Origin of the sequence: Streptomyces sp. NBC_00258, from assembly GCF_036182465.1 — a bacterium.
Classification (GTDB): Bacteria; Actinomycetota; Actinomycetes; order Streptomycetales; family Streptomycetaceae; genus Streptomyces.
On sequence record NZ_CP108081.1, the window covers coordinates 5,587,534 to 5,608,714 of the forward strand.

The following is a 21,181-nucleotide window of genomic DNA, read 5'->3' on the forward strand; positions in this document are numbered from 1 at the left end:
TTCTCTACGGGGTTCAAGGCGGCTCGCTCCGCTCCCCGCGCGCGGCACGGCCCCCGGCCGGGCCTGCGCTCCTGTCTCCGCCCCGCTCCAGCCCGGCCGGCGTCCGTGCCGCGCTCATGGCAGTCAGCCGCCTGATGCCAGAGAAGGGATACGTCGTGGTTGGGGCGGCCAGCTCCACGGCTTTAGGCAGCCACTTTTGCGCGAGCCTCGAAAATCACGGCCCCAACGTCGTGCTTTACCGGGCAGGTCCACAGACTGCCCGACGCGTCGGAAGCTTCCGGGTCCATGATCACTCACGCCCACGCAGCTCCAGCCCAAATCCGCTCCGCCGACCTAACGACTTTGCTTGCCTGTAGGGTAGGCGGTTCGCCTTGAGTAACCGCCTCACATCAGCCCTCTGCTAAAACCCTGAGTCTCTAGCTAGACACCGTAGAGTCGATCACAGTCTGAGCAGCATGGCGAACAATGCGGGAGGGGTGATCACGACTTAGCCGCTCGACCTCTTGCCTCACGTCGGGTTGCAGATTTTCCTGCTTGCGCATGGCATGCAGCAGCCGGAACGGGATTAGGACACCGTCTTCGTTCAGCAATTGAACAATGCGAGGGTTAGCAACTCGAGACAAATTGTCATCCTTGGATGCTAGCAGCGCGAGAGCTCGGCCAGCATGCGCCTTGACTGACGAATCCCGGTCATGACTCAGTTGGGTTGCAACCGCCAGCAACCACGTGTCGGGGCTCACCTCAGCGATAGTGGCTACGGTGCGCGCCGCTTGCTCCCGCGCCGCTGGCGTCCCGTCTCCTGCGAGTTTTGCGATATTCGCGAATGTCGTGATTTCATCGAGAAGTCTATTACTGGAAAGGAAACGCAGAGCTTCAGGATATGGAATAAAGACGTCAGACCCTCCGAACACGTCTACCGATGCGGACAGCATTTCTTCTGCAGCGGATCGGAATTTATCCGAAATCGACTCAGGCATACTGGGGCGCTCATGCGCCAACCGCTCAAAAGCATCTCTAGTCTCATGCCGCCCAATCGACGGGTCGGAGAGGAAATCGGCCAGATCTACCCACAGTGGCGCATCGGTGTACGCAATAAGAGCCGCCCCGATGTCTGCTGCGGAGAGAGTACCCACAGAGTGTGCTCCCCCGTGCGCTTGCCGCAGAATTCCCACCAAAGCATCACGAACAAGAGGGACAGCCCGCACCACCAATTCTCTCGGCATGGGATTTCCACGGATGGCACTGTTCACCCGAACCGCTACCTCGTCGAGATCCGAGAGCGTCTCGCTTTCCCCGCCCTCTCCAGGGCCACAGTGCGAGCTGACAACTTCGGCCGTAGCCGGAGCAACTGTCTCTCCTTCTGTCAACCAACTTGATGCTCGGGAAACAACCGCTGCCGAAATATCTGGCCAACTGAGTGCTCGGACCGCTCGCGCAATAGCACGATCTCGTAGGTCATCCTCTTGAGTTTCTGGTTTACTTGCCTCCTGGAGAAATACCTCAACCATTTCACCCGGCACTTCTGCAGCATTGGCTAGGACAGCCCCTGCAAGCCACGCTTCTCCCAGAAGCTTCGAGTTGTTTTGTAGAAAACCGGGCTTATTTACGGGCCCGCCTGACGCCAGGACAGCTCGTACGGTATCGAGCGCACCCCTCGCTTCGCTCGGAGTCATGAGTTCAGCCGCGCCACGCAGAACACGAAGCTCAGGCGAACGCAACAATTCTCGCGTAGTGCGTGCCCTCAAGATCTGTCGTGCATCCTCACTAAGAGCCGAGAGAGGCCCTGCCGCGCGAAGTCGCTCAACAGCGAGGTTCAGTTCAGTTTCGGCGCCTGCCTGGCGCAAGAGTCTAAGTGCGTCACGCAGATGATCAGGATCGTCAAGAGATTCCACCTGCAGTAGCCGCATCAGTGCGAGTTCCTTACGAGCTTTTCGCACCTCAGCATGACCCAGCAGCTCCATCGCAAACGTCTCCGGAAAAAGGTCCGGAGCCATTGGCCCTCCAATTACATAGCGCGAGCTACTACGGAAGGCATTCTTGTACGTCTGACTTACGAAGTTTGCGTAAACCTCCGACCGATCCGCTCTAATTCGCAAGAGTTCCTCGGACCGCGGCGTCCGGAGTTGTTCATCCCTTGTCGGGAAATTTTCATATCCAGCTGCCTGGCTGGCCTCGATCTCGAACTGTGGCGCAAGGCTCCAGACCGCGCGCTTGAGAGCAGCAAGGATATGATGCAGCGTATTTAGTGATGAACCAGCAGCAAGAGGCCCGACCTTAAATGACGGGATAGCGGTAACATCGATTTCATTAATAAGCTGCAGGGCCTCCAAATTGGTAGCCCTATGATTGCGCCCGGAGTCCCACAGTCGCAGACTCTTCTGTTGCAGCAGGATCAGACGAACCATTTTTTCTGCCGAGCCGTCTGTGCCAACCCACGTCAAGAGTCGGTCCAGGACTCGATCACAGGTTGCATAGTCGTCCATCTCTGATGCAGCACTGCATGCAAAAAGAGCGAACGCACAAGCGCGGGCTAGATCGTCAGGAGGTCCGTCTATTAGGATTTCGTCGACCAGTCCGTCTGTGCCCTGTCGGATACTCGCATACCTTAGACTCTGCTCAGCGAGCAACAAGCTTGGATCTCTACGACTCGGGTGATCCTCACCCCTATCAGAGAGATCAGCGTACCGATATTTTCCGAGTACCAATGCCGCGAGCCAGGAGGCAGGTTCAGCTTCCCTCCCCGAAGAAGGGAAGCTCGTATTGATGATATCTCGCGGACGCAGAATTGCCGCAATCCACATCAGGTTCACAGATCTTCACCCTCCTCATAAGGGTCAAAGTTCCTCGCCAACAAGCGTCTACCGACTACCGCTCTCTGCTGCCTCTCTGGATGACCATGTATTACTGCATCAATCCAAGTCATCATATTTTCTCGGAATCCTTCAACGTCTACTGAACCCTCAACATAGAACTTATTCCTATATCTCACAGGGAGCCATCCCAGGACGGCTCGCTCCGCCGCCAAGAACTCGATACCCACGGGACATACAGCCACCGAGAGCACATCGCCACTCGCATAGTCAAGAACTGCTTCTTCTACCGTTGCTCTGGGTTCATCAGTACTTAGAATCTCGCTGGCTTCATGCACGGTGATAAGGAGGTTTACTTTTGATTCGATACCCGCATGATCTCGATCTCGGATTTTCGCATATCTCTTAGATGAATTAGCGCGGGCGTCATTGTAAGCGCGATCCCAGACACCTCGACGCCGCTCAAATCGCATCTCCGTGACGATGGAAATTTTATCAGCAGAGGATGCACTCATTTCTATGCGTCTTCTCTGATTGTCCTCTCGGTGCCATTGTGTGCGAACCTCCTGCACCTCTCTCACGATCCGCAAAAGCCATACGTGCTGCGGATCGGTAGGCTCATCCGGTTTTGCAATTGAAGAGTGCGATCCTTTAAAATAGCCGCACTGGTCGCTCGGCACACTTCCTATTGCGCTAGTCGAACTAACCGCGACGTCTGTATCAACCAGACCTGCATAGCGGGGGACGAGAAAGTCAAAAGGCTTTTCGGAAGCAATGGTTTTTGCCTGCACGTGAGAAGTGAAGAAGGATCTGATCTTTCCCTGCTCACTCGATAGCACTCTTAGTCGACGAATGTCACGGAAAAAGAAAAGCGGAAACCTTGCCTTAGTAGACCCTGCCAAAGGGGATGCCATGAAAATCAGGGCCGCTACTGGAGAAACAGCTGAGTTCTCATCCTTCCATCGCATATCGCTTAGAAACTGCTCGACAGCAGCCTCCGCTAGCAGTCCACCCAGGCTGTGAGCTACAACAAAGATGTCCTGGTATTCTTCACCGAGCTCACGAAAATATCCTGCGAGCTTTTGTGCTTGGAAATCAATATCGGCTCCAGGCTTGAGTTGTGCGACAGCTCTAAACAAACTCCGGTAGTCAAACATCGCTACATCCAGTGGGGGATGGCCTCCTTCGCCATCGAACAACATGCGCGGCCAGCCCTGCCAGGTGCCGTATCCACGTCCGTTTAGGCCGTGAACAAAGACGACAACTGTCTTGGAGCGACCGGCTCGACCTCGTGCGTGGAGATGCATGCTGTGGTGTGCCCCGAAGGACTCCTCCCGGAATGGGGTACGTTCAAGACGCAGAATCAACGATGTCCCCTTGGGCCGAGCAATGCGCGGTCATTGAGTATGAAGGGTAAGCGTAGCTTGGTAGCTGCACCTGGCAATACCCAATAGCAGGATCCAGGACTATTCTTACTGCGTTGCTGGCTGACCAGAAGAGGGCCTCGGACCGTCTCAGCATCCATCACACCCGTCGCTGCCTTGCCGACCACCACGAAGTGCGGGACACAACGGAAGTTGTCAGCTTCCTTGCTGAACCTTGCAGGGAATCACTCCGACCGCCGTAACCCTCCGTACGACCATGACATCTGGTGAGTGTCGTGTCGCTTGGCCTTCAGTCGTCGCTGCACCACTACTCACCAGATCGAGCGGGGAATGGCAGGGAGTCACACTGCCTCAGCCTTGCCTACTGACCTTCAAAGCGTGGTGTCGTGAGGGCTGACAGTTGGTGATCCCGGCGGTATGCCGTCTTCATGAGGTACGCGCAGGGTGGCGGGTTGACCGCCGAGCGTCGGGCGTTTCGGGAGCGACTTCGGGCAGAGGCGGCTGAGCGATTCTCGCGAGGTGACGACACTGCCGTTGTCGCTCATGACCTGCGGGTCACTGTCCGCTCGGTGCAGCGCTGGCGCAGAGCGTGGGCCGAAGGTGGGACGCGGGCTCCCGCGTCGAGGGGACCGGCGTCCCTGCCGCTGCTGGGCGATGAGCTGTTCGCGGTCCTGGAGCGGGAGTTGGACAAGGGCCCCCTCGCGCACGGCTGGCCCGACCAGACCTGGACTCTGGCACGGATCAAGACCCTGATCGGACGCCGGTTCCACCGGAGCTACACGATCCAGGGTGTCGCGGCCCTGCTCAAACGGCACGGCTGGACCTGCCGGCTCCCCGCCCGCCGGGCCCTGGAACGCGACGAGACAGCGGTGGCCGGCTGGGCGAAGGAGACCTGGCCGCGCGTGGAATGACCGTGGCGGCGCTCGACGCCTGGCTCGTCTTCGAGGACGAGGCAGGTTTCTCGATGACGCCGCCGACCGCCCGCACATGGTCCCGCCGCGGCCGCACTCCCGTCGTGCGCGTACGGGGCCGCTCCCGCCGACGATTATCCGTCGCCGCCCTGGCCTGCTACAAACCCGGCGAACGCTCCCGGCTGATCTACCGGCCCTGCCCGGACGCCCGCCCCGACGGACGCAAAAGCTTCTCCTGGAAGGACTACCGCGACCTGATCCAGACCGCACACCAGCAACTCGACGGCCCGATCGTGCTGGTCTGGGACAACCTCAACACCCACCTGACGGCCGGGATGCGCCACTACATCGCCGAACGGGACTGGCTCACCGTCTACCAACTCCCGCCCTACGCACCCGACCTCAACCCGGTCGAGGGCATCTGGTCGGTACTGCGGCGCACCACCATGGCCAATCGCGCCTTCGCCGACCCGCAAGACCTGATCACCACTGTCCGGCGCGGCTTACGCCAGCTCCAGTACCGCCACGACGTCCTCGACGGCTGCCTCACCGGCACCGGACTGGCAACCGCCGCACCATGACGACATCGCGCATTCAAGGTCAGTAAGGCGTTTAACGTAGCCATTCAGCCAGGTCAACACAACGGTGAGTCGCAGATGATCACAGCTTCTCAATCCGATGGCCTAGGCCATGTGCTCGCAACCCCAGCCGTCCTGGCTCTCTCTGGTCGTCGATACCTCGACAGCGTGGTTGAGGCCAGTGGGGGTGCAGCGAGGCACACGCGCGCCTTGGCAGGTCGGCAAACCCGCCGTCGTGGCTGACTGTCGTCAATTGAGGCGCAGACGACTTGAGTCCACGGCGCACTGTTGCGGTCCAGCTGAGGTGACGTCTCTGCCCTGCGTGATTCTGCGTTGTGGAAGGGGAATGCAGCCCTGTGGCGGAGTACGGCCAGGGGAGGGGTAAGCGGGTGGCACAACGGGGTAGTAGCCGAGGTAACGACTATCAGCGGCAGCAGCAAGCTCTACGGCGTGCCCAGGAGCTACGGGCACGACAAGCGGAGCGGGAACGCAAGGCCGCTGAGACGGCCAGCAAGCGGCAGGAACGCGAGCGGAAGGCCGCGTATCAGGAGCAGCAGGCCGAGCAGGCGCAGGTGCGCACGATCGGGGTCGAACACGAGGTCGAGCAGCTGGGGCAGTTGCTCCGTGACGCGTTGGTTGGCGATCCGCCAACGACCTTTGAGCGCCGGCGGAGGACCCACACACCCAAAGAGTTAGACGAGCGTCGTTGGTCCCGACCGGAACCTTCCCCGCGCTGGGAGGAGTTTGCACCACCTGAGCCCGGCGGTCTGGCTGCTGTCCTGGGACTTGGCAGGAAGCGCTATGAAGCTGAGGTTGCCGAGGCGCGTGTGCGTTTCGGCGAGGCACAAGAACGCCACGGCCGAGTGGAAGAGAAGCGGCTGGCGACACTGGAGCGGAAGCGTGCTGAGCACCGCCAGGCCGAAGCGCAAGCCCTTGACGAGGTGGCGACCTTTAACGGGAAGTTGGACGAGGAGCGCGAGGCGTACAGGGTCGGGGAGCCCACGGCGGTCGAAGGTCATCTTGGTGCTGTTCTGGATGCGTCGGAGTATCCAGTGGGCTTCCCGCACGAACATCGAATCGCCTTTCGTCCTGCCACCGGTGACGTGCTCGTTGAGATCCACTTGCCTCCTGAGGCGATCGTTCCTGCCGCGCGGGGCTACCGGTACGTGAAGAACCGAGACGAGACGACCGTGCTGCCTCGTCCGGAGAAAGAGCGCAAAGAGCTTTACGCCTCCGTCCTGGCGCAAGTCGCTCTGAGGACAGTCCACGAGGTCCTGACGAGCGATCCGGACCGGGTCGTCAATGGCGTGATCCTGAACGGCCATGTGAAGACCATCGACCGGGCCACCGGTCAGGAGGTCTCGCCCTGTCTGGTGACGCTCAGCGCCAGCAGGGACCAGTTCGGGAAGCTCCGTCTCAGTCAGGTTGATCCAGCGCACTGCCTCAGGGGACTCAACGCGCTGGTGTCTCCCAATCCCTACGATCTCGAACCTATTCGCCCCATCGTCGAGTTCGACCTGTCGAAGTACCGATTGATGGACAGCATGGATGTAGTCGCCGGCCTGGACAGCAGGCCCGTGCTGGTGAAGCTGACTCCCACCGAGTTCGAGCACCTGATTCGCCAACTGTTCGAGGCGATCGGCATGGAGGCCTGGAACACCCAGGCGTCCAAAGACGAGGGCGTTGACGCTGTGGCCGTCAGCAAGGACCCCGTCTTCAACGGTGAGTGCATCATCCAGGCGAAGCGCTACAACAAGCTCGTGGGTGTCGAGTCCGTCCAGGCACTCGCCGGAGTGGTTGAGCACAAGCGTGCTGCCAAAGGGGTCTTGATCACCACATCGTGGTTCGGCAGGGCCAGCCACGACTTCGCCCGACAGCATGGCCGGCTCCAACTCATCGAAGGGCCAGAACTCAAATACCTGATCAAGGAACACCTCGGCAAGGATGTGATCCCTGGCCCGGTCCCCCCGAAGAGGCGCCCCTCACGCTGAGACCGACGGGCGGCTCACTCCGACTAAGGAGCTGGGCCGTCCCGGGCAGTCCGAGGCCGCTCAACAGTGGCCAAGGACGACCAACGACGGTCGCCAGGCGCACGGGACCACTGCCCCTGAACAGGCAAAGGCAGGTCACCCAAGATCCCCGACAAGAAGACACGCCCTGGTCCTCTCACTGAACTCCGTAGACCCACTCTGGAGCCTCCGTGTAGTTGGAATCGCTGCCACAACTGCAGGGTGCAGAGCATGATGGGGCAGCCCAGCGGGATCACAGCGAAGAGGGGGAACTGTGCATCTCTGCCCGCACTGCACTCAGCCCGTCGAACGATCCGCGCAAGGGCTAGTGGCCCCTCATCTTCTGACTGAGTTCAGCGAGCTTCGCTGCAAAGGAGAAGGCCAGCAGCCTGTGTGGGATACAGAAGGCGCGAGGCGTGATGCTAAGCCCGCGAAGCGACCAGCGGAACACCTTCCGGCGCCCGCGTGGCTGCCGCCCTGGCAGCAGCGACACATGGCTTCTCTCTCCCTCCCTGCATCCGGCGCACTTCGTATCTGGTTGCCCCACACCACCTCTTTGGGGCACATCGCTTCGATCGACGCCATGATGACGACCAGCACGCGGCCAGTGTGGGACCCGCAGCGCGAGTGCTGGACGGTGCCGAAGAACCACTTTCTGGTGATGGTCGGCAGGCTCCTGGGACGCCATAAACACCTGATGCTTGGCCGCGAGTACAACCCGCATGAGAAGTGCAACGCAAGCTGTAAGAACGCCCATGGCCCGTACTGCACCTGTTCGTGCCTCGCGCAGTACCACGGGCGTAGACGTTGGATGGAGGGCTTCACTCAAGTTGATGAGCTCGACACGAGGTACCGCGGCGAGTCCTGGCACTGGCTGGTTGTCACACATATTGACAGTCGTCTGCGGCGCTGAGATGTGGCCCGCTCAACCCTGGGCTTTGGGGCGTGCTGCGCCTGTCCGGAGATTGAGCCGCGTCTATGGAGCCGGAAGCCCTGGCCACCAGCTGGCACAACCAGGCCAGCCCGTCTCAGTTTCCGTCTCATTCAGCTCCGTTCACGGCCGTTCATCGAGGACCGCGCACCGAGCTAGCCCCACGGGCAACCGCCCATGAACGCAGGTGAACTACCCTGCACGCACCCCAACACCCCACCAACACAGTTGGAAAGCGTGCACCCTCGGTGTCTGACGGTTCCTGAGTACGCGAAGCTTGGGTATGGCCCCTGAACCGAGCGCTGCTCCATCGACGACCACTCACGTAAGTGCGGTGACCGACGGCACCACCAGAGTCTTCACGTGGGAGGCTGGCGCACGCATCGACGTCCGCAACCTGGGCGGCGAGATCGTCATTGAGGCCAACGCCGCCGGGTTGAAGACCCTGGCCGGCCACCTCCTCACACTGGCCCAGGACGGCACCCCGAACGGCGCCCATCTCCACCTGGAGGAGAACAACGGACTTGAAGAGGGGTCCGCAAGCCTCGTCTTGGAGAGGTGCGACGACGAATGACTCGTGCCAGATGCTGCGAGGACCACAGGGAAAAGCGGGGAACCCATCGACCGTCCGCCAGGCGTCTGCCTCCCTCCGTCGCAGGTCAGGCCCTGACCAAGCGCTTGATGCCCTTAGCTTGCCAAGCTGAGAGCGTGGACCCGGCTCCACTTCCGCGACCACCCAGCCAGCGTCTTGGCAAGGGCTGCCGACAGCAGATGTGCAAGCGTCCACGCCTCGCTGGCAGACTGCGGACCCATGAAGCAGCCTGCCCGTCTGCCTTTGACCCCGCGTCCCATGCCCCCGCTCCGCGGCGACGAGTCGATCGTCGGCTTCCCGGACGCCACCGTGGTTGACTTCTGGCGGTTTGCCATGCCGGACCTCCGCATGAACAACACACGCGGCCTGTTCGCCGAATTCCTGGTCCACCAGGCGGTCGGCTCCCACGAGCCCCGGGTGGAGTGGGCAAGCCACGATGTCGAGACTGACGACGGACTGCGCATCGAGGTCAAGGCCGGTGCCTATCTGCAAGCCTGGGAGCAGCGCACGCCCTCTCAAATCCGCTTCAGTGGACTCCGCGCTTGCACATGGTCATCCGAGAACGGTTTCTCGGAGGCGAAGTCGTACAACGCCGACGTCTACGTGTTCGCCGTCCAGACCGCCCGTGAACACGCTGCCTACAACCCGCTCGACACGGCCCAGTGGCAATTCTACGTACTCCCCCGCCCAGCAGTCGCTGCCCTAAACGCGGACAGCGTCAGCCTGAGCACCGTTCGCGCGGCGGCCGGTCCACGAGTGTCCTTTGCCGCCCTCAACGACTGCATCCGATCGGCCGATCCCCGCCCCGGAACTACTAACGGCGGTTGACGAGCGAAGTCCGTGCCACAACCGTGCCAGATACAGGGGTCAGCCACGGTCAGCACCAGTGTCCCGCGGTCTAGTACTCGCCTGCCGCCTCGACCGGCGAAGCCGCAGCTCAGCCGTAAGATCCGCCGGCCTCTCTCCTAAAGCGGTGTTGGGCACTGCCGGTTCAGAGCGGGACTGCTAGGCCCCCCGGATCACCTGGGCTGAAGGAAGGCGGTCTCAATGGGTCATCGATGCTTCCCTAGAGGTTGTCCCGTATGGGGTTTGAGTTATCCCGTGAGGGCCATGTTGTGGAGGCGGGCGATGCCGAGTGCGGCTTGGTGGACCCCGTTGCCCTTGAGTCGGCAGTCCCGCAGAATCTTCCAGTTCTTCAGCCGGGACAAGGCGTGCTCGACGCGTGCCCGAGCGCGACGGTGGACCGAGTTCTCCGCTTCCTGCACGGGACTCAGATGTTTTTGACCACGACGTTTTCGGTGCGGAATGAGCAGCCCGGTGCCCTGGTAGCCGCCATCCGCGATGGTGGGGACACCGCGGCAGACCCGGTCGACTCCGGACTCGCTGAAAGCCCTGCAGTCGTTGCGGCTGCCGGGCAGCGGATCGCCGATGGCCACCACCAGGCGGCTGTTGGCGTCGATGACCACCTGCAGGTTCGTCGAGTACCGGTAGTTCTTGCTCGAGGCCGCGATGCTGCGGTCTCGCGTGGGGACCAGGGTGCCGTCGACGATGTAGACGGTGTCTTCCCGTTTGCGGCGGGCCGGTGAGATCGCCAGCAACGGTGCGAGATGGTCCAGAATCCGGTCCGCGGCCGACTTGGAGACCCCGAACAGCGGCGCCACCTGCCGCAACGTCAGATTCGTGCGCCAGTACGTCGCCACCAGCAACACCCGGTCCTCGAGCGACAATCGCCACGGCCGGCCTCGCTGGATGTCGCCACCGCGTCGGCGCACCAGCGCGACAAGCCGGTTGAACTGCCCCGGACTCAACCCGACAAACGGCTCGATCCACTTCGGATCACCCGCTGAGATCACCCCACCCATGACCGGACAACGCCCCAACAGCCACACCGGTTACGGGACAACCTCTAGGGGCGGCAGACCTCCAGACACCGTCCGAACGCTGGTAGCCACCCGCACTACTCGCAACGGCTGCTTCGTGGCCCGAGCCGCTTTCTCCGGCTGCTCCCGGGGTCCAACTTGGCTTTCTTGGCTGCTGCGGAACTCCTGGCAGCCTGACTTGCCATCAGTTTGAGCGCCTTCTCACGTTGCGCCATCGCCGCCTTGTGCCGGGCCATGGCCTCGGAGGCCGGCTCGCCCTTCGTGGGCTTGGTCATGGTCCCCCTTGCCGACGCGCCTCACCGTGCTGTCGATGGTCAGCTCAGCACGCCGCCTCTGCAAGGGAAAACGCGAAAACGGCCCAGACGTCCGACGACCGGCCTCCTGCGGCTCACGCTGCCTGGCAGACGGGATAAGAGCTGAGGATGATGGTTGGGCTGAAGAGGCTGTGAGCGTGACGCCTACTCAGGCGGAGAGATTCGTCGAGTGAGCTCCTGGATTTTTGCGTCTAGAGCCTGATCGTCTTGCTCATCGACCCATCGCACAACTGCAGTCGGAAGGCTCGCACTCATTTCCCGAACCCGCCGAGGCAGGTTGGTTGGAAGCGGCTTGTTCGTCACCACAAGCAAGGCATCGACGCCTGCCGGAGCCGCAGGAACGCGAGCTCGGGATGCAGCCAAGACCAGGTTGCGCAGTTCCAACCCGCTCAGAGGGGTGCTGCCGCCCTTGACCTGAACACCAATGGTCCCGTTCGGCGTAGGCACCACGGCATCCAGTCCCATATCCCCAGGCCCGGCAGCAAACGAAGTTGTGGGGAACAGGACGGTCAGCCGGTTGATCACCTCACGCTCCAGGACTGCCGCAGAGACATGAGCTACGAGAGGGTCACGGGACGCCCCCGGATCAACGGTGGTCAAGACCTGGAGAGCTTGCCGCGCCTCTTCTGGAGAATCTTGCTCGATGCTCGCCACGATCTGACGGCGCCGACGTGTCATGAACAGCTCATAGTCCTGGTAACGGGCGCGCGTAAGAGGAGACCCGTTGATACCCATGATCAGAAGCACAACGCCCACAAGTAGGAGTGCAACCGAACCAGCCTGATTACTGGTGACAAAAACTGCAGCGACACCCGCCCCCGACAGGGCAGCCCCTGACAGTGACGCCGCCAGGCGTTCCCACTTAGAGAGGGGCGCCGCATCAAGTTCAGGCACCTCTGGCGTATCTTCTGCAGCCGACACGCGGCCCAGGCTAGCGATCACGGCAGAGCCCGTGTGGCTTTCCTTCGGTTCAGAGCGATTCCTTGGACGGTGTGATCGGCTCGCCGAACTGCGCACTGGGGCAGGACACTCCAGGCCAGCTCGCTCCAAGCTCGCCCACCTCATAACAGATCTGCGGCGCATCTGCGGGACGAAACTACCCGTGCCCCGTGTGGGAGACCGCCCGCCTGCGAAGACTCCGAACACAGCGAGACGAAAAGCGTCCGTGCCAGACGCGTGCCAGATCCAGCGGGGAACCACGGGGAACAGCGGGGTCTCGTGGACCGGCAAGCCAAGTACACAGGGGCGCTTCGTCGCAGGTCAGAACAGGAACCACCTCTTGAGCACCCAAGCTTCCCAAGCTGAGGTCACGCCAGGGCACCGCAGTTGGTCTGTCAGAGCCGGCCGCCGACGTGGAGGATGACCGCATGCACTACTTCAACGGGACCGGTTGGCTCGCGATGTTCACCGGCACGGAGACGATGATGGCTCGGACTGTGGACGTGGACGCGTGGGACACGGCCACAGGCGTTGCCCTAGTTGTCGATCCGCAGCGCGGTACTCGGCGCCCGGTGACGGACTACCCGGACTTCTCGCACCTGGAGCAAGCAGACCAAGTGGTGGCCGCCATCCCCGGAGGGGGCTGGCGTGCGCACTGGAAGGACGAAGGCCCGGAGAACGGGCCGTTGACCGAGCAGGTCCTTGCATGGCTCGTCACCTCCAAGGGGCGAACCACTCCAATCACCGTCGACAAGCACGGACATGTGGACGACGCTGATAGCGCCGATCGCCTCCTCCCGCCCGAAGAGGAGTGAAGGAGCCTGCGTGGCGTGAGTGTCTAACTGCGTGACAGCGCCGACGAACACCGGCGGACGACCGTGGACGTCTGCGGATCATCAGCGCAGGTGAAAGCCACCTCAGCCCAAGGCAGCGCTCCCGCCCAAGTTGCTTCGGGAAGCAGTCCTCGTGCCACATTGTGCGGTCAATCACGGTCAATGATGGCTCGCCACAGTCGAGATGCGCCGTTCCCCTGTGCTGCCGCCACAGCCGGAACGACCTGGTGAACTTCGCCGCCAGTCACGTCCGCCCTTCCCAAGGCGACGTCTCCGTAGGTTGGACTCCGCAGTTCTCGTGGGAGTTGCCCCAATCACCCCCTCCACGCGCGCGCTCGGCCAAACTCCGGTCATGGGGCGTTGCGCTGGCGTGACACGGCAGGGACGAGCGTGCGGAAACCCGGCCGGATGGATGGGCTGCTGCCATCTGCACGGTGGTGGAGGTCGACGAAGCCGAAGCCCACGTGTCTCTACTCCTCCCCGGCTTCCACGTATGCCGGCGCGTCCGGAACCGCAACCGCAAGGCAGCCGGAGAGGCTGGATGTGGTGGCTTCGATGGTTCTTCATGAGTTGGTTCGAGGCACTGCGTAACGCGATAGGCCGACGCTCGTGACGGTGTTGGCTGGGCCGTCTCTGGGCCGTCCGAGGCCGCTCGGCAGTGGCCAACGACGACCAATGATGACCACTCGCTCGCCTATGAGGACCGCTTTGACCAGCAAAAACCCAGCTCCCCAAGATCCCCGGCAAGACCCAGGGCAAGAAGACAGGTCTTGAATCGCCCATTGGAACTCCACTGATCTCACGTCCAACCCTCAGCAACTGAAATGCGGCTGTCTTAGACGCGTCTAACTGACACACTACCGACATGGCAGAACCACTGACTGAGCAGCTCTTCGCTGCAATTGGCAAGCTCGCACACGCACACACCTACCTGGACTATCACCTCTCCTCTGTGGCGCGGCTCATGGCAGGCGCTGAAACAGAAGAGCCAATTTGGGTTTTATTTGAAGGGCGCTCCACAGAACAAATTCTCAGTGACATGATGGCTATGCTCGACGAGTGGAACGACTGGCCGGAAAAATATCTTCCCCCGGAACGGCCTCGAATAGCAGCGCTTCGATCAACTCTTAGAGAACTCAAGATCCTAAATGACCTCCGGAACGAGGTGATACATGGCCTGATCGTCAAGGATCCAGTAGGTCGACGCATAATGTACCCACCCTGGGGTAAGTCAAGCGGACCGTCCTACTTGTTTGCCCGAAGTCGTATGAGGAAGGGTGTAACTAAGGTGACTGCCTTGACGATCCCTGACATTGAGCGGGTTATGGACGAGCTGTTCAATATTTCGCACAAGATCGAGGATCTCTATCGATAGGCACAGCAGGAGCGAGAAGAAATGGATGAAGTGGCAGCAAAGGCCGTCCTGCCTGAGTACATCGCCCATCTGGAAGAGAAAAAGAATTCCGATGCGACCGAATATGATGTAGCAATAGAAGGTTAGTTGCGACTGATCTGCAACAATCGCCGATATCTTGACTGAGGCCGATTGGGTACAGCAAGATCCGCGAGCGCCTGATAGGTATACGCACCCGCTATCGTGGCTGACTGTCGTCGGCTGAGGCTCAGGCTTCAAGACCGAGCTACCGCCCCGGGTTCTCCGTGGCAAAACGGGCCGTGCCATTCGCGTGCCAGATCCTGCGGGGAACCACGGGGAACAGCGAGAACTGGCCACGGGCGCGACCGGGCCCCAACACCACTCCGCCGCAGTTCAGCACAGCCACCACCGCCAAGAGACCCAAGCTTCCCAAGCTGAGGGCTTCGATGCTGTAGTTCCGATGCGGGCGGGGTCGCTCACAGCAGTGGCCATGCCGGTCATCATCCCGGCCGTTCGGGGGAAACGCGCGCGGCCTCGGGGGCGTATCTCACCCTGTGGGGCATCCCTTGCTGGGACGAAAGGGAGACATGATGCCGCTCTATCTATCGAGGTTCAGCTACACGCCGGAGACTTGGGCGAAACTCATCGGCCACCCCGAGGACCGCGCAAAGGCCGCTCAGTCGTACATCGAGTCCGTCGGCGGCAAGCTACACGGCTTCTGGTACGCGTTCGGCACTAGTGACGGCTACAACTTGTGGGAAGCCCCCGACAACGTCTCCATGGCCGCGGTCGCCCTGTCGATCAGCGGAGGCGGCGCGCTCAGCTCGTTTGAAACGACCGTTCTCCTGACCATCGACGAAACCATGGATGCCCTGCGCAAAGCCGGGCAAGTCCAGTACCGGGCTCCCGGCGCGTAGCGGTCCAGGTGGCCGGCAGTGACGAGTAAATCCCATCTTTTGGGCCGTCCCTGGGCCGTTCGAGGCCGCTCGACAGTGGCCAATGACGACCACCAGGAGCGCACGCACATCGCTCCTGAGCAGCAAAAGTCAGCTCACCAAGATCCCTGACAACACCCAGGGAAAGAAGACATCACGCCGAAGGCATTGGTTGATCAAGGGCCACGCGCCCCGCTTCGATGAAGGTTCGAAGCCTCTCCTGCACGCCTATGTAGCGAATCGTTATCCGCTCCTCCATTTCGGCAGTAGCTTCCTCCGTCGGCAATTCTGTCGATAGTCTCGCTTCGTGTTGTTCGGCGCAATTCAATAGGTCCCGGAGACTGGCGATACAGTCATTCGCCAGAGCGGCTACCTCTTCGGGACCCTGCAACCCGACTCCGTAGGATGTCAGTACAGCATCTCTGTGCGCTTTCCTACCCTCCGAACGAAGGTCAGCGATACGCACTGGATCAGAAATTCCTTGCAGGCAAGACCGATGGTAATCAAGGGAAGCACCTCGGGCCGTCTGGGCCTTCCCAGCAAATTCCTGATAGACCTCCCTTCTGTGCTCCCTTCTCCATCGATGATGCTCTAAGCGAAGGTCCATTACCTGCAAGGCCTCTTGCCTGTGAGACTGGCGTTCTTCCTGTCGCTCTTGGGCCTGGTGTCTCAGGTGTTCCGACCTCAGAGAAAGGAAACCCGCCAAGCCACCACCAACCAGAGTTCCGATCATTCCAGCTAGGGAGAGGACAAGGGAGTCGGCCATACTTTATTTTTGTGCCGAACAGTGCAAAAATATTCCTGCCCATTTCCACAGTTGAGCCGCCTATGCCAGCTTGGTCGTTACTGAGGCTGGCGGGCCAGACCCGTGCCAGATGGCGCGGAGAACACCGGGGCATCAAGTGACGGTCCGCTGGGTGCTGAACTCGATCCACCCCAGGTCAGCCGGGCAACAGCTCCTGAATCACCTGAGCTTCTCAAGCTGAGAGTCCCGCCACTCAGTACGGCCGCTGAATCTGGTGCTCTTCCAACGCCGTGGAATAGCGGTTCAGCAGTGCATCGAGATGCTCCAGTAGGAGGCCGGCGCACTCCCCCGCCTCAGCCAGGTCCCGACGTTCACAGGCCTCCACCAACTCGGCCACGTCGCCGCGAAGGATGTGAAGTGAGTCGCCCTGGACCAGCACACCGGGGAAGCGGCGACCGGGCAGGCGAACCACAGCATCGTTCCCGCCGTCGGTGAACAGCTCTGCCTCAACACGCTCCATCGGGCCATCCAACCTGACATCACCAGCTGACATCAACGGCGGCGTACACAGGCGACCTTGGACAGTCCTGCATGGCGCAGCCGTACCCGCAGAAGGGCTCCGTGGAGGCTGCTCGATCGAACTCCTAAAGCGGGTGTCGCAGGTTCGAATCCTGCCGGGGGCACAACGCGATAGTCGCCGACCTGGGGTTTCTCGCCCAGGGAGGCGCTTCTCGGCCTCGGACTCGTCGTCCGGGGCCGTTTGCGTGAGCGGGGGGGGGGGACGTCGCCGTCGCCGTGGGTCGGAGGCTCGGCCGACCCGAGTTGGGGGGACAGGCCATGAAGACCTGACGCCCACACGTGTTCCTGCATGCTCAGGAGGACCACGCCGCGAGGAGTTCCGCCGGGCCGTACGCGGCGTCGAGCAAAACGCGCGGGCGGACATCGCCGAGCAGGAACGCACAGATCGAGCGCTTTTCTGCTCCTCCGGGGGCGCCAGGCGAAAGGCCCCGGACCGATCGGGGTCCGGGGCCTTTGACATCAGCGAGCCACAGCGGTCAGCGACAATCGATGACGACCACCAGGCTCACGGGCCTGCCGCTCCTGAGCAGGGGAACCCAACTCGCCAAGTCGCCGGTAGGACCCGGGCGTGCCGGGTGGGGGTCACGGTCTGTGGGTCCGGCCGGCCCGCCTGGGACTCAAAGGTCGGGGAGTCCCGTCAGGGAGGCCATTTGGTTGATCATCGTCGGGTTCGCAGCACCGGAGTAGGCGCGCACCTCGTCGACGGTGCCCTGGAAGTACTCACCGTGGATCGCCGAGCGGCCCACCTGAAGACCGCCCGAGGCCGTCCACGAGGTCGTGTCCACGGCGGTCGACGTGTTGGCCAGCTGCCCGTTCACGTAGAAACGGAGCTCATGAGCAGGGGCGTCGAATACGACGGCCAAGTGGTCGCCCACGCCTTGGGGATGGTCATCGGGCAGGTCCTGCTCCTCGGTGACGACCACTTGCGGAGCATTCGCCTTGTCCTTGGTGGACACCACGACTTCCCATTTCCCGCTTGCCGCCTGGTACCGGATCGCGATGCGGTCGGCGTCGGAGCCCGGGAGGGACAGGACGGTCTGTGTCCTGTCGTCGGCTGCGAACAAGCGAGCGCGGGCTGCGAGAGTGAAACTCCCGTCCCCGCCGACCGGTGCCGCGGATGTCGCCGCCCAGTCACCCTCGCCGTCAAGCCTGAGATCGCCCTGATCAACCAGTGCGGGGTCTCCGAAGATGTCCTCGTTGTGGTAGATCCACGCATCGCCGTTCAACGTCAGCGGCAGGCCATCGGGCTCCACATTGGGAGCGATTCCGCCGGGCGCCTCCTCCAAGGGCCAGTAGCCCTCCCGACTCAGCGACGTCACTTCAGCACGGCCTCCGTGCCCCTGGCCGACCGCGTGGGCGGCGCCAGGGAGCGCACCGAGCGTGAACACGAGCGCGACGGCGCCTGACGCCACAAACGCGGCGCGGTATCTGTCGTACATGCCCCCCCTTTAAAGAACCTGTTCAAAGAACCTGGTCAAAATCCTGAGTGATCCTCCAGTCTCACTCCTTCAAGCGCAAGGAGTTTCGACCGCGCCCCCAGGGGTGCAACAAGGGTCGGCTGGCTCACCACCGCCTCAAGCCCGTGCCGCTCTCGTGCCAGAACGGGGGACTCACGGGGACTCGGCGACAACAACGGAGCACGAGCGCGTACTTGCCCCGGTGCACGTCTCCGCAGCTCATCCCGGCAGCCGCCCAACCTCGCTCCAAGGCGGTAATCCACACCTGGGCGAGTGGGATCATCCTTGGATGGCAGAAGCGCGGCTTCCCCGGGGATGGACTCTTCAGCAGATCCGCGATGTATCGGGGGACCGAGAAGCCGTTGTCCTGGATCCCGATCGGCCAGTGAAGTGGGTCGCCTTCGCCGAGGCCCACGAAATGCCACGCCCGGAGATCGTTCTCGGGTTCCACAGCCTGTGCCTCGTGAAGCCCGTCGATGACGACGACTGGTACATGGGCAGCCTGTACGACGACGGCAGCATCGACTGTTGGGCAGCCTACGACGACCTGTACGAGGCGCTACGAGGCCTGTAGGAACTTGCACCCCGGCTTCGCGTGCGAGACACACTGAGTGTCCAACTGCGTGACAACGACGACGCACAGCGCGCGAACAGCAGGACAGCGCCTGTCGACGCCGCCTGACCGGCTCGCACCTACGATCCGTCACGACACGGTGTCCGTGCCGGAGTAGCGGATCGTGGTCTGAGCGGGTGTCGAAGGCTGGTCCGGCCAGGTGAACGCGTACCGGGGGTCGCCTCCGCGGCTCAGCCGTACGAAGCGCAGGAGCTCGCGGACGATGCCCGCGTTGCCCATCGCCCAGCCGGTGCAGGGTTCGAGGTCGCTCGGGGTGGCCCGGTGCTCGAAGTTGGACCACCGCGCACCGTCGGCGTCCTGGATCGCGCGGGCGGCAAGGTCCGCGACGAGGACGTGTGCGAAGTCGTGCGGGTCCTCTTGTTCAGCGATCCGGTCACAGGCCAGAGCGAGGACACCCGCGGTGCCGCAGCAGCGCCCGTTGTTGTCCCAGAAGCCGGGGCGCAGCCGTTGGGGCAGCCCGGAGTGGGTGACCGTGTGCCAGCAGCGGTCGGCGAGGGCGGGCCAGAGGGGGTCGGCCGTGATGTCCCGCATCAGCCGGAAGACCTGGGCGTCGCCGGCCGGGCCGTGGCACCAGCCGTAGCTGATGGGATCGATCGCATCGGGGAGGTATTGCGGGGTGGAGTGCACCACCAGGAAGCCCTCCGGCCCTGCTTCGTCACGCGCCACGATGTTCGTGGCGCCGGTCAGCGCCAGCTCGACCAGGTCGGCACGGCCGGTGGCCCGGCCGACCCGGGCAAGCGCCAGGACAATGCCGAGGGTGCCGTGCGAGATGTGGTGCAGACGGGAGTCGGTGTCCGGGAGGTGGGCCCATTGGACGCCCGTCGGGGTGTGCTCCGCCGTCCGCAGATACGGCTCCATGGCGAGGACGGCCAGTTCGGCATCGCCGGCCACGAGCGCGCCGAGGCCAATGCCCGCGTTGCCGCCCATCAGCTCGAACAGCTCGCCCCAGCGCGTCCCGTCGAAGCGTGATCGTACGACTTCCAGTGCGCGGTCCGCGGCGGCGCCGGCGGCCGTGTCGCCGAGTTCGTCGTGAAGGGCCCGCAGGACGACAGCCATTCCGGTGCGACCGAAGTAGAGGGAGTCGTCGTCAATTCTGTCGACGGAGTCCGCGAGGCTGCGGGCCGCGCGCAGGGCCGTGTCGGCGTAGGAGTCGTCGCCGAAGTGCCGCCACGCCTCCAGAAGCACAGGGACGATCCCGGCTGTGCCGCTGTAGAGCATCGCGTCGAGTTCATCGTCCGAGGGCCTGGTCGTCCAGGCAAGGCCTCCGTCGGCGGTTTCCCGCGCCGTCGCCGTCAGCCAGCCCAGCCCGTCCACCGCAAGCCTCTCGGCCTCGTCGACCGCCACGACCGTGACTTCCGATGCCGCCATGGACCCACTGTTGCATGATCTTCCTGAGCCGCCCAGAGGGTGGTCATCGGCAGGTCCTTCAGCCGCCGCACCACAAGCGCACCGGACAGAACGGGAAACAGCGGGGAGTCACGGTGGAAGTGACCAAGACGGTGCTGACGCAGGCGATGCCCTCCGATACGGTCCCGGCCCATGGCGAGTGGCAGCGGTGTGCCGGAGAAGGTGGCGTGGATCCTGGTTCGGGACGACCGGGTGTTGGTGACGCGCAGTCACGGCAGAGATCGCTTCTACCTCCCGGGCGGTCATCGTGAGCCGGGCGAGTCCGACGGCGAGACCCTGGTGCGGGAGATCGACGAGGAACTGCAGGCAACGATCGACCCCGGTTCCATGGTGCACTTCGGCACTTTCGAGATCGGCGAGGGCCATCCGGATCACGACCCCTTCCGGATGATCTGTTACACCGCCGATCACCGCGGTGAGCTGACCCCGTCGAGGGAGATCGCCGAGAAGGCGTGGTTCCGCTACGCCGATCGGGACCGGGTCTCGGCCGTCGACGAGATGGCCTTCGACGCGCTTCACGACGCCGGGCGGCTTTCCTGATCCCGTGACAGCTGTACGGCAATGGAGTACAGCAATCACCACGACCGCAGCCGGGCGTCAACAACCGCCGAAGGCCGACCGACCAGCCGACCGGACCTCAACAGCCTCCCGGCCGAGAGTTCGGGACGAAGAGGTCGTAGGCGCGCCCAACCCAGTCACGGGCCTCGCCACGACCGTCACCCTCACCCGTCCCGAGGCGGCCTGGTGCGGAGGCACCAGGGCACGTGGGCGGCTGGTCCGGGTGCACCAGTGGAAGACGGCGGCCGCGGACGATGCCCGGCCGGGCGCCGGAAGGAAGTGTTGGAGACGCGTGAAACTCGCGCATTT

Annotated in this window: 17 protein-coding genes; 10 read left to right on the plus strand and 7 right to left on the minus strand. The window is 62.7% G+C overall.

Annotated elements, in window-relative coordinates:
- Nucleotides 1-416: 416 nt before the first annotated feature.
- Together OG718_RS24740 and OG718_RS24745 are read right to left on the minus strand one after the other, a co-directional pair.
- Nucleotides 417-2,483: a hypothetical protein gene (locus tag OG718_RS24740; RefSeq protein ID WP_328845190.1), complete on the minus strand. Its 2,067-nt coding sequence runs from the start codon at nt 2,481-2,483 to the stop codon at nt 417-419.
- 323 nt (nt 2,484-2,806) lie between these two features.
- Nucleotides 2,807-4,117, minus strand: a complete 1,311-nt coding sequence (locus OG718_RS24745; protein WP_328845191.1) for a lipase family alpha/beta hydrolase — start codon at nt 4,115-4,117, stop codon at nt 2,807-2,809.
- Between the two features lie 506 nt (nt 4,118-4,623).
- Between OG718_RS24745 and OG718_RS54440 the strand changes: the two genes are divergently transcribed.
- The 5 genes from OG718_RS54440 (at nt 4,624) to OG718_RS24775 (ending at nt 10,044) form a co-directional block, all read left to right on the plus strand.
- A protein-coding gene (locus OG718_RS54440) for an IS630 family transposase (protein WP_443055140.1) occupies nt 4,624-5,687 on the plus strand; the annotation gives its coding sequence in 2 pieces (ribosomal slippage) (nt 4,624-5,067 and nt 5,070-5,687; 1,062 coding nt in all).
- 353 nt (nt 5,688-6,040) lie between these two features.
- Nucleotides 6,041-7,675: a restriction endonuclease gene (locus OG718_RS24760; RefSeq protein WP_328845194.1), complete on the plus strand. Its 1,635-nt coding sequence runs from the start codon at nt 6,041-6,043 to the stop codon at nt 7,673-7,675.
- Between the two features lie 511 nt (nt 7,676-8,186).
- Entirely contained in the window at nt 8,187-8,606 is a 420-nt protein-coding gene (locus tag OG718_RS24765; protein ID WP_328845195.1) for a hypothetical protein, read from the plus strand.
- A 352-nt stretch (nt 8,607-8,958) separates the two neighbouring features.
- Complete coding sequence (locus OG718_RS24770; protein WP_328845196.1) at nt 8,959-9,198, plus strand: Imm32 family immunity protein; 240 nt, start codon at nt 8,959-8,961, stop codon at nt 9,196-9,198.
- Nucleotides 9,199-9,435: 237 nt separating this feature from the next.
- On the plus strand, nt 9,436-10,044 hold the full coding sequence (locus OG718_RS24775) for a hypothetical protein (RefSeq protein ID WP_143638763.1): 609 nt from the start codon (nt 9,436-9,438) through the stop codon (nt 10,042-10,044).
- A gap of 266 nt (nt 10,045-10,310) precedes the next feature.
- On the opposite strand, the gene OG718_RS24780 is transcribed toward OG718_RS24775, so the two are convergent.
- Both OG718_RS24780 and OG718_RS24785 read right to left on the minus strand, forming a co-directional pair.
- Nucleotides 10,311-11,078, minus strand: a complete 768-nt coding sequence (locus OG718_RS24780; RefSeq protein ID WP_328845197.1) for a transposase — start codon at nt 11,076-11,078, stop codon at nt 10,311-10,313.
- A gap of 476 nt (nt 11,079-11,554) precedes the next feature.
- Entirely contained in the window at nt 11,555-12,331 is a 777-nt protein-coding gene (locus OG718_RS24785) for a hypothetical protein (protein ID WP_328845198.1), read from the minus strand.
- 446 nt (nt 12,332-12,777) lie between these two features.
- Between OG718_RS24785 and OG718_RS24790 the strand changes: the two genes are divergently transcribed.
- The 3 genes from OG718_RS24790 (at nt 12,778) to OG718_RS24800 (ending at nt 15,474) form a co-directional block, all read left to right on the plus strand.
- The gene (locus OG718_RS24790) at nt 12,778-13,164 is read left to right on the plus strand and encodes a hypothetical protein (protein ID WP_328845199.1); all 387 of its coding nucleotides are present in this window, start codon (nt 12,778-12,780) and stop codon (nt 13,162-13,164) included.
- A gap of 883 nt (nt 13,165-14,047) precedes the next feature.
- Complete coding sequence (locus tag OG718_RS24795; RefSeq protein WP_328845200.1) at nt 14,048-14,557, plus strand: hypothetical protein; 510 nt, start codon at nt 14,048-14,050, stop codon at nt 14,555-14,557.
- 590 nt (nt 14,558-15,147) lie between these two features.
- Nucleotides 15,148-15,474: a GYD domain-containing protein gene (locus tag OG718_RS24800; protein ID WP_328847825.1), complete on the plus strand. Its 327-nt coding sequence runs from the start codon at nt 15,148-15,150 to the stop codon at nt 15,472-15,474.
- A 1,016-nt stretch (nt 15,475-16,490) separates the two neighbouring features.
- On the opposite strand, the gene OG718_RS24805 is transcribed toward OG718_RS24800, so the two are convergent.
- Together OG718_RS24805 and OG718_RS24810 are read right to left on the minus strand one after the other, a co-directional pair.
- A complete protein-coding gene (locus OG718_RS24805; RefSeq protein ID WP_328845201.1) occupies nt 16,491-16,757 on the minus strand; it encodes a DUF6959 family protein in 267 nt (88 codons plus the stop codon).
- A gap of 676 nt (nt 16,758-17,433) precedes the next feature.
- Nucleotides 17,434-18,255 carry a LamG domain-containing protein gene (locus OG718_RS24810; protein ID WP_328845202.1) on the minus strand — a complete coding sequence of 274 codons (822 nt, stop codon included), beginning with the start codon at nt 18,253-18,255 and terminating at the stop codon, nt 17,434-17,436.
- Nucleotides 18,256-18,658: 403 nt separating this feature from the next.
- Here OG718_RS24810 and OG718_RS24815 point away from each other — a divergent pair, with 403 nt between their 5' ends.
- Nucleotides 18,659-18,847, plus strand: coding sequence for a hypothetical protein (locus tag OG718_RS24815; protein ID WP_328845203.1), 189 nt, complete (start codon nt 18,659-18,661; stop codon nt 18,845-18,847).
- 129 nt (nt 18,848-18,976) lie between these two features.
- Here OG718_RS24815 and OG718_RS24820 read toward each other — a convergent pair whose 3' ends face one another.
- Nucleotides 18,977-20,275, minus strand: a complete 1,299-nt coding sequence (locus OG718_RS24820) for a lanthionine synthetase LanC family protein (protein WP_328845204.1) — start codon at nt 20,273-20,275, stop codon at nt 18,977-18,979.
- 171 nt (nt 20,276-20,446) lie between these two features.
- On the opposite strand from OG718_RS24820, the gene OG718_RS24825 reads away from it, so the two are divergent.
- A complete protein-coding gene (locus OG718_RS24825) occupies nt 20,447-20,854 on the plus strand; it encodes an NUDIX hydrolase (RefSeq protein ID WP_328845205.1) in 408 nt (135 codons plus the stop codon).
- Nucleotides 20,855-21,181 lie beyond the last annotated feature (327 nt).